We start from the raw sequence: 14,456 nt of genomic DNA on the forward strand, positions 1-14,456 counted from the left end.
CGTCAGACTTTCGTCCATTGCGGAAGATTCCCTACTGCTGCCTCCCGTAGGAGTCTGGGCCGTGTCTCAGTCCCAGTGTGGCCGATCACCCTCTCAGGTCGGCTACGCATCGTCGCCTTGGTAAGCCGTTACCTTACCAACTAGCTAATGCGACGCGGGCCCATCCTGTAGTGTTAGGTAAACCCAACTTTCACTTTAGAACCATGAGGCTCCAAAGATTATCCGGTATTAGCTTCGGTTTCCCGAAGTTATCCCAGTCTACAGGGCAGGTTGCCCACGTGTTACTCACCCGTCCGCCGCTAATTTCAGGGAGCAAGCTCCCATCCATTCGCTCGACTTGCATGTATTAGGCACGCCGCCAGCGTTCGTCCTGAGCCAGGATCAAACTCTCCATAAAAGTGTTTGATAAAGCTCAAAATAAAACATTGACGAGATATTTACTATCTCTTTTAATTCGCTTGGCTGTGTGTTCAGTTTTCAAAGAACATTCTTCTAATTTCGACGTCACCCGACAGCGACTTAATTAATATATCATATCAACAACTCACTGTCAACAATTATTCAAAAACATTTTTTTGTAACTTTCGTTTAAAGCGACAAGTAATAATATAACATCATTAACCTATATTATCAACAACTTTTTAAAAAAACATTATTGATGAACTCATTATTTTTTCATCACACTATTTTTATAATAATAAAATCGTAAGCGCCACAGCTCTATACATATGGAAAAGGTACTTCTGCGTCTACTAACATCTCTTAAGTAGACTTCCTCCAACCAGCGTTATTTGCGATGAGTAATTAAGAGCAAAATTGCACGGAGCTACTCTAGGTTGTATTTCATGAAGTAAATAAAGCGGTAGCTCGACTGAGTCAAGCAAGAAAAGGATGCACCGAATGAAGATTGTCTTTCACTCCAGCACTACCGTATTCAAGCGAGGAATGCTTTTGGGATAGGGGCTGTAGATAGACAGCTTTCTAAATTCAAAACTTTATACTTTTCTTACAAGAAAAGCGCAAGCGCCTTGGTCACGAGCAGCTGCTCCTGTGCCACTCCGTTTGCGTCGCAAAGCAGCTTCGTAGTAATTCAAGTAGTAGCTTCACTGGGGCGACCTTTGACAGAAGTCGCTCTTTGGCTTCTTGCGTGCTTTCTGCGTCTTCTAGTAACGCTTCGTAGTAAGCTTCCTCGAAGCAGTGTTTTGTGCGACGAGTAACCGCAGGAGCAAAGCTGCATGTAGCTAATCAACGAAAGATTTCAAGAGGTAATTGAAGTCAGAAACCTGACTGAAGTGATCGAGCCGATGGCACCTGGAGCTAGACAGTTTCCAAGTTAGAAAGTTATAAATTCTGATACTGCAAAAAAGAGCAGACCGAAAATCGATCTGCTCTTTTAACACCAACTAGTCTATTTCTCTATGTCTCATTTGTGGGAATAAAAGTACGTCTCTAATTGACGGCGAATTAGTTAACAACATAACTAATCGATCAATACCGATACCTAAACCACCTGTTGGAGGCATTCCATATTCTAATGCTTCGACAAAATCATCATCCATCATATGAGCTTCATCATCACCTTGAGCACGTTCTACTAACTGTGCTTCAAAACGCTCACGTTGATCAATCGGGTCATTTAATTCAGTAAAAGCATTCGCATGCTCCCTAGCAACGATAAACAATTCAAATCGATCAGTAAATCTTTCATCCTCTGGATTTTTCTTAGCTAAAGGTGAAATCGCTACTGGATGACCATAGATAAACGTCGGTTGAATTAATTTTTCTTCAACAAAATGCTCGAAGAACTCATTCACCACATGGCCATATGACATCGTTTCTTTAATAGGAACATTATGCTGCCTAGCAATTTCCCTCGCCTCTTCATCAGACATTTCACGCCAGAAATCTACACCAGTGTATTCTTTAATTGCATCAACCATATGAAGTCTTTTCCATTCTGGCTTCAAATCTACTTCATATTCTCCATATTGAACTGTTGTTGTTCCTAACACTTCTTTTGCTATATGTGCGATTAAGTTTTCTGTTAGTGCCATGATATCCTTGTAATCTGCATACGCTTCATATAATTCAATCATTGTAAATTCCGGATTATGTCGTGTTGAGACACCCTCATTTCTAAACACGCGACCTATTTCATAGACCTTCTCTAGGCCACCAACTATTAACCGTTTCAAATGTAACTCTATTGCAATACGCATATAAAGCTGCATATCAAGAGCATTATGGTGAGTAATAAAAGGTTTAGCTGACGCACCACCAGCGATTGAGTGCATCATCGGCGTCTCAACTTCTAAATAACCTTGATTATCTAAATAATTCCTCATCGATTTAAGAATTTTACTTCTTGTTACAAATGTATTCCTTACTTCCGGATTCATAATTAAGTCTACATATCTCTGACGGTACCTCTGCTCAACATCTTTTAAACCGTGGAATTTATCCGGTAAAGGTCGTAGAGATTTTGTAAGTAACTGAAAATCCTTTACTTTTACAGAAAGCTCTCCTACTTTCGTCTTAAAAGCTACACCTGTAACCCCAACAATATCTCCAATATCAATACTATCAAAGATATCATATTGCTGGTCACCTACAGTATCTTTACGAACATAGATTTGAACTTGTCCAGTTAAATCTTGCAAGTGCGCAAATCCCGCTTTCCCTTTTCCTCTTTTTGTCATAATTCGCCCAGCAATAGTTACTTCCCTATCTTTGGCTTCTAGATCTTCTTTAGAAAGCGATCCGAACTCTAGTTCTAATTGGTTAGCTGTAAAAGTTCTCTCAAACTTTTTCCCAAAAGGATCAATTCCTTCATCAAATAAGCTTTTTAGTTTTTCTCTCCGCACACGTAACTGATCATTTAATTCTAATTCGTTTGCCATTCTTCTCATCTCCTATATTTGTATAAGTTCTCTACCTTACCAAAGTGGTGTATATGTATAATTGCTATTACTCTTTATATCCATTTATCACGAACAGTATAAGGTTCGCAATTAGAAATCGTATCAAAACTGAGGGGTCTCCATTGCTTTTGAGATAATGGTGAACCACTCAAACTATGAAGAAAAACTGCCAGCGTCTAGCTGGCAGTTACTAATCTCAGAGGTATTATAGGTTACATAGCGAAGATTGTCAAATTAACGGACTAATGTTTCTTCACCTTGTCTAGCTTCTATTTCTGCAACAAAACTTTCTAAAACTTCTTTGACTTTCTCTCTTGATTCAAATTGGTTAATTTGATCCTTAACCTTTGACGCCCCGTGCATTCCTTTAACATACCAAGCAATATGCTTTCTCATTTCTCGAACGGCTACCCTTTCACCTTTTAGATCAATTAAACGATCTAAGTGAATCATACAAACGTTTATTTTCTCTCGAGGAGTTGGTTCAGGGGAAAGTTGACCAGTTTCTAAATACTGTACAGTTCTATACAACATCCAAGGATTACCTAGAGCTGCCCGACCAATCATGACACCATCTGCCCCGGTTGTTTCAAGTAGACGCTTTGCTCCTTGTGGGTCTTTGACATCTCCATTTCCAATTACCGGTATATTAACAGCTTCCTTTACTTGTCTAATAATATCCCAATCTGCAGTCCCTTCATACATTTGTACACGTGTTCTACCATGTACAGCAACTGCTTTTCCGCCGGCCCTTTCTACTGCAAGGGCATTATTTACAGCATAAATATGCTCTCCATCCCATCCCATGCGCATTTTAACGGTAACAGGCTTTTGAACAGCATCAACAACGGCTGCTACCATTTCGTAAATCTTATTAGGGTCAAGTAGCCACTTTGCCCCTGCATCACATTTCGTTATTTTAGGTACTGGACACCCCATATTAATATCAATAATATCAGCATTCGTTTGCTGATCTACTACTTTGGCAGCTTCCACTAATGTCTTTTTATCGCCACCAAAAATTTGTAAACTTAATGGTTTTTCTCTTTCATCAACATATAGCATTTGTAGAGATTTCTCATTTTTATATAATATCGCTTTATCACTAACCATTTCAGCACAAACTAAACCGGCACCAAATTCTTTAGCTATTAAACGAAATGCCGGATTACAAACACCAGCCATAGGTGCTAAAACAACAGGATTTTTCATGGTAACATCACCGATTTTCAACATGGATGTCACCTCCAATCTAGATAAATTAATTAATTGAGTTTAAATCTTCTTTGGCAACATTTAAAACAACAGAAATTTGGTTTATTAATTCCTCTGAAGGAACACGGTTCCCTCGCTCAATTTCCCCTAAAACAGAAACTGATACACCTATTTGGTACGCTAGTTGTTCTTGAGTATAGCCTTTCAGCTTTCGGAATGCTCGAATTCTTCTTCCCCAAATGGTTTCTTCCATAAGTAAACACCTTCTTTATCTCTTAGTTCTTCGTAAACTGCATCTATCGATTTCTCAATTGACGGAAAGTAAAGAACTGGATTTACTTCCCTAAGTGGGATAATCACAAAACTTCGTTCAAACATCCTTGGATGAGGAACAATTAATTGTTCCATTTTAATATTTTCTTGATTATATAACAAAATGTCAAGATCTAATGTCCTTGGACCCCAACGTATATTGTATTCCCTGCCAGCATTGTCTTGGATTTTTTGCGTGCGACTTAACAATTGCAAAGGTGAGTAAGATGTCTTTAATTCAATCACCATATTCAAAAAGTTATCTTGATCGGTATAACCAATTGGAGCAGTTTCATAAATTGATGAATATCGAGTAATGGATATATTTACATCCTCTTTCATACTTTTCGCCGCATACTTTAAAAAAGACAATCTATCTCCCATATTTGATCCAATTGATAAATAAACAGTATTTTCGTTAGTCATTTTTACCTCTAGTAATTTCCACAGCTACTGAGTGATAATGACCTGCAATCGGTGGGTTAGGCTTTATTACTTTTACCGTACAACGATCAACGACAGAAAATTGACCAAGTACTTTATCTGCAACTCTGCCGGCTATTGCCTCAATTAATTTGAGAGGTGGGCCCTCCAGAATCTCTTTCACTATCTGGTAGACCTCTGCATAGTTGACCGTATTCACTAAATTATCTGTCAATCCCGCTTCCTTTAAGTCTAACTCTATTGTAAGATCAACAATAAACCTCTGCCCAAGCTTTGTTTCTTCCGGTAGGACACCATGATACCCATAAAACTCCATTTGATTTATATATATTTTGTCCATTTTTTATTCCCTTCCAACTAGAGCGTCCATCATTTTGGCTGTTCTTGATATTTGTAATATGTCATGAACCCGCATCATTTGACACCCTTTCATGATGCCGTAGCAGACAGTTGATTGCGTTCCCTCTAGTCGTTCATCAGCCGGTAAATCTAAAGTTATACCAATGAAAGATTTCCTTGATGTCCCTAATAAAACTGGATATCCTAGTTCTACAATTTTATCTAAATTTTGCATCACTTCAATGTTTTGCTTGTATGTTTTAGCAAAACCAATACCCGGATCTAAGATGATTTGCGCATCTTCAACGCCAACCCGCTTACAAAGAGAAATACTTTCATTTAGGTCATCGATGACCTCTTCAATTAAATTGTTGTAGTCTTTGTTATGTCGGTTATGAGTTAGAACAATGGGTATATTATGATTAGCAGCAACCTGCGCTATACCTGGTTCTTGTTTAGCTCCCCATACGTCATTAATCATTGTTGCCCCAGCTTCAACCGCCTGCCTAGCAACCGATTGCTTATAGGTATCAATAGAGATTGGAACATCTACAACCCTTGAGACAGCTTCAATTATCGGGAGTACACGCTCAAGTTCTTCTTCCTCACCTACTACTTTGGCACCAGGTCGAGTCGATTCCCCACCAATATCGATAATATCGGCACCTTCCTCAACCATTTTTACAGCCCTACTTACCGCCTCATCTAACACAGCATATTTACCACCATCAGAAAAAGAATCTGGTGTTATATTTAGAATACCCATAATAATTGTTTTTTTTGAAACATCTATTTCCTTTGTTCCACATTTTATTATATTCTGCCTAAGCATACGGTCACGTCCTTTCTTCGATCGACCAAAGGCGTTGATATATATGTTTTTGATATAGATCTTGCAATAAGGTTGTCACTTTCTTATCTTTTGTATATTCATGTTTATCAACCATACTAATTGCTACAACTTCTTGTATCGAATTAGTAACAAATACCTCATCTGCCTCTAACAATTCATGGGCCATGTAGTATCCTTCGCGACACGGCATCTTATTATCTTTTAGTATCTGAATAATAAACTGTCTTGTTATTCCATTTAAAATGCCAGTATTCACAGAGGGAGTGAATACTTGTCCATTTTTAACCCAAAAAACATTAGAAACAATCCCTTCCGCTACATAACCGTCTATCGTTAGGAAAATTCCTTCTTGATCACCGTTAGGAACTTCACGTTTCCCAACTATATTGTTTAAATAATGATGTGATTTCAAACGTTCTTTTCCTTCAGGTGTGTTTCTTGGAGTATTTAACAGAACTGCTTGTTTTGTTCTTACTAACTTACCATAAATAGGCTTGATAAAAGCAATTATATTAGGAGAATTGTAAGCTTCAGTACGCAAACCAACAGGCGCCTCACCCGCAGAAACATTAAAGCGAACATATGCATCCTCAAGATCATTTATAGTTAAAAGATGATTAACAATCTCTCGTAAATCCTCTTTCTTTAAATCAAATATAATGTTTAACTCTTTTACACTTCTTTCTAATCGACGAAAATGGTCATCCAATAAAAATGGATGACCATTATAAATACGAAATGTTTCAAATACACCAAGTCCATATAAAAAACCATGGTCAAAAGGAGAAATTCTTACTTTTTCTTGTGAAACGTACTCTCCATTAAAATATATATACATTTTATTTTACCCTCGAATAGGTATTGATGAAATTTCTTAACATTCGTTTGCCATCATTAGTCATGATCGATTCTGGATGAAATTGCACTCCTTCAATCGGCAACTCTTTATGGCGAATGGCCATTATCTCTCCTTCATTTGTTTCAGAAGAAATCTCAAAGCAATCAGGAAGCGTTTCTCTTTTTACAATTAATGAGTGATATCTAGTCGCTGTAAGCGGAGAGGATATACCTTCAAAAATTGTTTTCCCATCATGGAGCATTGCAGAAGTTTTCCCGTGCATTAAACGTTCCGCTCTTACAACATCTCCACCAAACACTTGCGCAATTGATTGATGACCTAAGCAAACTCCAAAAATAGGAATTTTCCCTGCGAAATACTTAATTGCTTCCATGCTAATTCCTGCTTCATTAGGACTACATGGTCCAGGAGAAATCATTAAATAACTAGGATTTAATTGTTCAATTTCCTCGATTGTTATTTTATCATTTCGTCTTACTAATAGCTCTTGACCCATTTCTCCTAAATATTGAACTAGGTTGTACGTAAAAGAATCATAATTATCAATCATTAAAATCATTTTTTCTCCTCCTCAGCTCTTCACTTGACTTTTCTCTTCTTCACTAAGCTCTTTGGCTTTCCATAAAGCCATTGCCTTCTTAAGTGATTCTTTGTATTCAGCTCTAGGGTTAGAATCAATAACAATTCCCGCTCCAGCCTGAACATAAGCATAACCATTTTTGGAAACCATTGTTCGAATAGCTATATTTAATTCCATATTACCATTATAACCTATCCAACCGATAGAACCAGTATAAACCCCTCGACGAACAGGTTCAAGTTCTTCTATTATTTCCATAGTCCGAACTTTAGGTGCACCTGTAATTGTTCCACCTGGAAAAGTCGCTTCCACAACATCATATACATCATATGACGAATCAAGTTTTCCTCTTACATTTGAAACAATATGCATTACATGAGAGTATTTCTCTATTACCATTAACTCATTAACTTCTACTGTACCAAAACGACTTACTCTGCCTAAGTCATTTCTTTCTAAATCAACCAACATCACGTGTTCCGCTTTTTCTTTCTCATTTTCAATCAGAGTTTTAGCTAACTCTTCATCCTCATAAGGATTTTTACCTCTTGATCTTGTCCCAGCAATAGGACGAGTACTAATGTCATCTCCCTGCTTTTTAACTAAAAGTTCTGGTGAACCACTAACTAATTGAAAATGAGGAGCTTGAAGATATGCCATATAAGGAGAGGGATTTATTTCTCTTAACTTATCGTAAATCTCCATCGGATGAGTTTTTAATTTCTTCTCTTGCCGAACAGATAGGTTCACTTGAAACACATCGCCCGCCGCGATATAATTTTGAACTCTTTCTACGGCGTTCTTAAAAGCTTCTTCAGAAAGAGATGTGTTCCAATAGTCCTCTTCTATTGTTGTATCGCCACTAAAATCATAAGTTGGTTCAATTAAAGGTTCAAACCACATTGTTGCAAGCTCGTTTAGTCTTTTTTCTGCTTTAGTCTTCTGACCTTCACTGTAGTGAGTAATAATCCAAAATAAATCTTTTTGGTGATCAAAAATAAAGACATCGTCAAAAATGTAAAAAAATAAATCTTCTGTTTCTAAATCATCTTCACTAAGCTGCGGTAAGCTTTCGATTTGCCTAATTAGATCATAACTTATAAATCCGACTGCCCCACCTTGAAATTCTGGCAAATTACCTATAACGGTTGTTCGGTAACGATTCATCCACTCTTTCATCGCAGTAAGAAGTGGGCCTTTTTTTGTTTCTGTTTGATTATCTATTGTAATTTTTAATTCATCGTTTTTACCAGACAAAATCGCCCAAGGGTCTAACCCGATGATACTATATTTACCACCGCGACCACTTTCAAGAAGGATATGGTTTTTTTTATTCATTGAAAGTTGTCTATATTTATTATACCAATCGAACCCTTTTGCTTTAAACGATTTACCTAATGGCAAACGTTGAATGTTTTCGTTAGTTTCTCGCAAAATAACATTCACACTCCAAATAATACTTTTTATAATTTAGTTTCTCTGACTTGTCCTATTTTTATTTTATCACTAATCTATATAAGACATAAAGAAGTTGATAAATATCATTGAATAATACGAGTTGTTAATTATTTTTATCGCCTATAAAACCATATACAAAAAGCAGCCCAAGGAGGACTGCTTTCAAAAAATTAATCTTCAAATTGATATAATGGTGTACTTAAATATCTTTCACCGTTACTTGGAATAATTGCGACTACTTTTTTACCTTTACCAAGTTTTTTCGCTAATTTTAACGCAGCTGCTATTGCTGCTCCTGAAGAAATTCCACCTAGTACGCCTTCTTCTTTCGCTGCACGACGTGCGTGTTCGAAAGCTTCTTCCGTAGTAATTTGAATAACTTCGTCATAGATCTCAGTATTTAGGATGTCAGGAACAAACCCTGCTCCAATTCCTTGAATTTTATGTGGACCTGGCTTTCCACCTGATAAGACAGGTGAATCAGTAGGTTCAACTGCTGCAATGTGTAAATTAGGGAATTTCTCTTTTAACACTCCACCAGCACCTGTGATTGTTCCCCCTGTACCAATTCCTGAAACAAAACCATCTAATTGGTCACCAACTTGCTCTAATAATTCTTTACCAGTCGTCAAACGGTGAACTTCTGGATTTGCTTCATTTTCAAATTGTTGCGGTATGAAATAACCATTTTCTTTAGCTAATTCAGTAGCTTTACGAATAGCACCACCCATTCCTTCTGGGCCAGGTGTTAAAACTAATTCAGCTCCATATGCACGAAGTAGGTTACGACGCTCTAAACTCATTGTTTCAGGCATAACTAAAATTGTACGGTAACCTTTTGCAGCTGCAACCATTGCTAAACCAATCCCAGTGTTTCCACTAGTTGGTTCGATAATGGTGTCACCTTCTTTTAATCTACCATCTTTTTCTGCTGCTTCAACCATCGCTAGTGCAATACGATCTTTTACACTACTTCCTGGATTCATGTACTCTAACTTCAAGTAAACATCTGCATGATCTTCTGAAACAAGGCGATTTAATTTCACTAAAGGTGTTTGACCAATTAATTCTGTAATTGAATTTGCTACTTTCATAAATAAAATCCTCCTCGACGCTATTATTTTAATACCGAGTAAATTCATTGGTTTAATTACTATTAATTTATCAGAGGATTGTTAAACTGTCAATATATTTCTTTGTAAAAAATTACCCATTTGTAGACTTCGTTTATGAATCGTACCTTTTTCATTTTCAGTGCACCCAAGTAAAGGTTATCTCTTAATTTGAATCTTCTCTTAACTCTTGAAGTTCCGCTTTTGTAAACATATATTTCTCGTTACAGAAATGACATTCTGTTTCGGCTTGGCCATCTTTTTCAATTATATCTGAAAGTTCCTCTTTACCTAGACTAATTAACGCACGCGCAATTCTTTCCTTTGAACAATTACATTTAAAAGTAACATCCATCTTATCAATTATTTTTACATGATCATCACCTAAAAGAGCCAACAGTAATTCTTCAGGGGGCATACCAGCCTCTATTAATTTAGATACAGGCGGTAAGGTGCTAAGCCTTTTTTCAATAAAATCAATAGTTTCATCATCAGCTCCAGGCATCAACTGGATAATAAACCCTCCTGCGGCAAGGATACTCATATCAGGGTTAACTAATACACCTACACCTACAGATGATGGCGTCTGCTCTGAAGAAGCAAAATAATAAGTGAAATCCTCACCTAATTCTCCTGAAATAAGTGGCACACTTCCAGTAAAATGATCCCTCATACCTAAGTCTTTCACAACCGCAAGCAAGCCATCTTTCCCCACAGCACGGGCCACATCTAACTTACCATGCTGATTTAATTCAAAATCAACCTTAGGATTCGCTACATAACCTCTCGTTTCACCTTTAGCATTACTATCAACGATAATAGGTCCGATTGGGCCACCGCCCTCTATTTTAACAGTTAGCTTCTCTTCACCCTTTAACATCGCTCCCATCATTGTTGCCCCAGTCATTGCTCTTCCTAAAGCGGCAGATGCTGTCGGCCACGTTTCATGACGTCTAACTGCTTCTCCGACCATATTAGTCGATTTAATAGCATATGCTCTTACTTTCCCTTCAAAACCAATCGCTTTTACTAAATAATCACTCATATTATTCACCTCATAATAGTACAAAGAGATGGAACAAACCTCATCCTTAGCAGGAGTTGAATTGTCCATCCTCAAATTTTACTCAATATTTTTTTGATAAATTAACTTTAGTCCTTTTAGTGTTAGAAATGGATCGACAACGTCAATCATCGCTGATTCATTGGCAATTAAAGAAGCCAAACCACCTGTTGCTATTACTTGAGGATTGCCTTTTGATTGCTGTTTCATACGATTTACAATTCCCTCAACCTGTCCAACATATCCATATAAAATACCAGCTTGCATTGCACTTACTGTATTTTTACCAACAATATCTTTAGGTTTGACTATTTCAATTCGTGGTAATTTAGAAGCTCTTGTATACAATGCTTCAGTTGAAATACCTATTCCCGGGGCAATAGCTCCACCCATATATTGCTTTTCTTCGTTAATGTAACAGTATGTAGTTGCAGTACCAAAATCAATAACAATTAACGGGCTGCCATAAAGTTCAATAGCTGCTACAGCATTTACAATTCGATCAGCTCCAACCTCTTTAGGGTTATCGTACTTTATATTTAGTCCTGTTTTAATTCCTGGTCCAATAACCTTAGGCGTAACCGAGAAGTATTTTTTACACATTTGCTCTAGTGCATACATAATGGGTGGAACTACAGAAGAAATAATGATTCCGTTAATATCTCTTGTCGTTAACCCTTCGTATGAAAATAATTGTTTTACCATCATTCCATACTCATCTTCTGTTTTATGACGGTCAGTTCCTATACGCCAATGATACTTAAGCGTATCCCCATCATATACCCCTAAAACAATATTCGTATTTCCTACATCTAAAACCAATAACATTTTATCCACCTACTTTTAAGGTTTTTCTATTTGTACCATATAAGTATAATAGTTTAAAAAGAAAAATGAATAACAAAAATGTGTATTTTTAAGAAAAGCACGAGCGCTGCAGCTCTAGACAAAAAAGCATTTTCGCATCTGCGTCTTCTAGCAAAGCCCTGAAGCAGTGGTATGTGCAATGAGTAATCGTTTGCGCTAGACAGCTTTCTAACTTAAAAAATTTTATACTTTATCTTTTAAAAACCTTAGAACTTTCTTCAAAAGAGAACTCGTTCTAGCTTCGCTAGAACATTGGAAATTCAGATGAAGTCTCACTCCACCTGAATGGAAGTTCCCACCTACGCTACGCTTAGAGGTGGGGGCCTATGACCCTTGAGTTCAAATCAGTTTGATTAACTTAGTTTTACTTTCGATATAAAGCCTAGCAAAATGAAAAGTAGAAAAAAGGTGTCTTAGTGTAGACACCTTTTTAATTTTTGTTATTCTTTTTTGTTGCCTTCTTCATTCTTATCTTCTGAGTTGTCAGTTGTTACCTGTTCTCCTTCAGCATTTGATGGAGGAGCTTCATCTTTTTTAGCGTGAATGTTTACTTTCACATCTTCTGCATTCTCAGTTGACCCATTATTATTTGAATGATGCTTCTCTGGTAGCTTTCCATCATTCATCAATGATTTAATTTGTTCGGCATCTAGAGTTTCTACGTCCATTAACGTTTTTGCAATAAGCTCAAGCTTATCTCTATTTTCAGTTAATATCGTACGACAACGCTCATAGGATTCCTTAATAATTCGTTGCATTTCCTGATCAATTTCATAAGCAATCGCATCACTATAATTTTGATCATTATTAATATCTCTACCAAGGAAAACATTGCCGCCCTGAGATGTCCCAAATTGCATTGGACCTAACTTGTCACTCATTCCATACTCTGTAACCATTTTACGAGCTATACCTGTCGCCCGTTGGAAATCATTATGTGCACCAGTACTTACTTCACCAAAGATAACTTCTTCAGCAACACGACCACCTAAAAGCCCAACGATCTTATCTAATAATTCTGGCTTAGTCATAAAGTAACGATCTTCTTTCGGAAGCATTACAGCATAACCACCAGCTTGACCACGTGGGACAATGGTTACTTTATGTACCATATCAGCACTTTCAAGTTTCACTCCAACAACGGTGTGACCAGCTTCGTGATAAGCTACGATGTTTTTCTCTTTTTCAGAAATAACTCTGCTCTTCTTCGCTGGACCAGCAATAACACGATCAATCGCTTCTTCAATATCGTTCATATCAACTTTCTTCTTATTACGACGAGCTGCCACTAAGGCTGCTTCATTAAGTAGATTCTCTAAATCCGCTCCAGAAAAACCAGGTGTACGAGTAGCAATCGTTTTAAGATTGACATCTTCAGCAAGTGGTTTATTTCGAGCATGAACTTTCAATACTTCTTCACGACCTTTAACATCAGGTCGTCCAACTAAAATTTGACGGTCAAAACGTCCCGGACGAAGTAATGCAGGATCTAAAATATCTGCTCTGTTTGTAGCAGCAATAATAATAATACCTTCATTAACTCCGAAACCATCCATTTCAACTAGCAATTGGTTTAGTGTTTGCTCACGCTCGTCGTGCCCTCCACCTAAACCAGCCCCACGTTGACGACCAACTGCATCAATCTCATCAATAAAAATGATACAAGGAGCATTCTTCTTTGCATTCTCAAATAAGTCACGAACTCGAGATGCACCAACACCTACAAACATCTCAACAAAATCTGAGCCACTTATTGAGAAAAATGGAACTCCGGCTTCACCAGCTACCGCTCTAGCAAGTAACGTCTTACCCGTACCCGGTGGTCCAACCAATAGAACACCTTTTGGAATTCTTGCTCCGATAGCTGCAAATCTGCGAGGATCCTTTAAAAATTCTACGACTTCAACGAGCTCTTGCTTCTCTTCATCAGCACCAGCTACATCCTTGAACTTCGCTTTCTTTTTATCGTCATAAAGCTTTGCTTTACTTTTCCCAAAATTCATAACACGGCTCCCGCCACCTTGTGCCTGACTAAGTAGGAAAAAGAATAAAATAAAGATAATCACAAATGGAATGATAGATGTAAAAAACGTTACCCAACCACTTGTTTGTTCGGCCTTTAATACTTCTAACCTTGTATCACCCAGTTTAGCAGTTTCGAGAACTTGTTCAATGGCAATATCAGATATAGGTACGTTTACAATGAAGAATTCATCCTCAGCCATTGTTCTCAATTGACCACGAATTACGTATACATCTCGTTCTGGCTGCATTGTAATGTTGGCAACCTCACGATTTTCTAACCTTGTTTGAAAATCACCATAAGTCATTTCCTCTGTCTCTGTTGGTGGTCCATTAAAAAAGCTTACGATCCCAACAATGACTAAAAAGATTAATAAATAAAAGATTGTATTTCGAAAAATTCGATTCATC

13 protein-coding genes and 1 rRNA gene are annotated in these 14,456 nt (G+C 37.3%); all 14 read right to left on the bottom strand.

From position 1 onward, the window contains the following. Positions 1–397 (bottom strand): 16S ribosomal RNA (locus BKP45_RS08755); the annotation flags it as partial. Positions 398–1,403: 1,006 nt separating this feature from the next. After that, positions 1,404–2,900: a lysine--tRNA ligase gene (lysS, locus tag BKP45_RS08760; protein WP_071389349.1), complete on the bottom strand. Its 1,497-nt coding sequence runs from the start codon at positions 2,898–2,900 to the stop codon at positions 1,404–1,406. 255 nt (positions 2,901–3,155) lie between these two features. Next, entirely contained in the window at positions 3,156–4,157 is a 1,002-nt protein-coding gene (gene dusB / locus BKP45_RS08765; RefSeq protein ID WP_071389350.1) for a tRNA dihydrouridine synthase DusB, read from the bottom strand. Between the two features lie 25 nt (positions 4,158–4,182). Beyond that, on the bottom strand, positions 4,183–4,389 hold the full coding sequence (locus BKP45_RS08770) for a helix-turn-helix domain-containing protein (protein WP_071389351.1): 207 nt from the start codon (positions 4,387–4,389) through the stop codon (positions 4,183–4,185). Further along, a complete protein-coding gene (gene folK / locus BKP45_RS08775; protein ID WP_071389352.1) occupies positions 4,341–4,874 on the bottom strand; it encodes a 2-amino-4-hydroxy-6-hydroxymethyldihydropteridine diphosphokinase in 534 nt (177 codons plus the stop codon). The genes BKP45_RS08770 and folK overlap by 49 nt, the downstream gene beginning before the upstream one ends. Further along, a complete protein-coding gene (gene folB / locus BKP45_RS08780) occupies positions 4,867–5,232 on the bottom strand; it encodes a dihydroneopterin aldolase (RefSeq protein WP_071389353.1) in 366 nt (121 codons plus the stop codon). Before folB ends, folK begins: the two co-directional genes overlap by 8 nt. Positions 5,233–5,235: 3 nt before the next feature. Then, complete coding sequence (folP, locus tag BKP45_RS08785; RefSeq protein WP_071389354.1) at positions 5,236–6,063, bottom strand: dihydropteroate synthase; 828 nt, start codon at positions 6,061–6,063, stop codon at positions 5,236–5,238. A 4-nt stretch (positions 6,064–6,067) separates the two neighbouring features. Next, positions 6,068–6,922 carry an aminodeoxychorismate lyase gene (gene pabC / locus BKP45_RS08790; protein ID WP_071389355.1) on the bottom strand — a complete coding sequence of 285 codons (855 nt, stop codon included), beginning with the start codon at positions 6,920–6,922 and terminating at the stop codon, positions 6,068–6,070. A 1-nt stretch (position 6,923) separates the two neighbouring features. Next, positions 6,924–7,502, bottom strand: a complete 579-nt coding sequence (pabA, locus tag BKP45_RS08795) for an aminodeoxychorismate/anthranilate synthase component II (protein WP_071389356.1) — start codon at positions 7,500–7,502, stop codon at positions 6,924–6,926. Between the two features lie 12 nt (positions 7,503–7,514). Further along, the gene (locus BKP45_RS08800) at positions 7,515–8,861 is read right to left on the bottom strand and encodes an anthranilate synthase component I family protein (protein WP_084787777.1); all 1,347 of its coding nucleotides are present in this window, start codon (positions 8,859–8,861) and stop codon (positions 7,515–7,517) included. Between the two features lie 290 nt (positions 8,862–9,151). Further along, positions 9,152–10,075 (bottom strand): cysteine synthase A, encoded by a 924-nt coding sequence (gene cysK / locus BKP45_RS08805; RefSeq protein WP_071308252.1) that lies wholly within the window; start codon positions 10,073–10,075, stop codon positions 9,152–9,154. Between the two features lie 184 nt (positions 10,076–10,259). Then, positions 10,260–11,138, bottom strand: coding sequence for an Hsp33 family molecular chaperone HslO (hslO, locus tag BKP45_RS08810; RefSeq protein WP_071389357.1), 879 nt, complete (start codon positions 11,136–11,138; stop codon positions 10,260–10,262). A 78-nt stretch (positions 11,139–11,216) separates the two neighbouring features. Then, complete coding sequence (locus tag BKP45_RS08815) at positions 11,217–11,984, bottom strand: type III pantothenate kinase (RefSeq protein ID WP_071389358.1); 768 nt, start codon at positions 11,982–11,984, stop codon at positions 11,217–11,219. Positions 11,985–12,463: 479 nt separating this feature from the next. Beyond that, complete coding sequence (gene ftsH / locus BKP45_RS08820) at positions 12,464–14,455, bottom strand: ATP-dependent zinc metalloprotease FtsH (protein ID WP_071389359.1); 1,992 nt, start codon at positions 14,453–14,455, stop codon at positions 12,464–12,466. Between the last annotated feature and the right edge of the window lies 1 nt (position 14,456).

This window comes from Anaerobacillus alkalidiazotrophicus, from assembly GCF_001866055.1.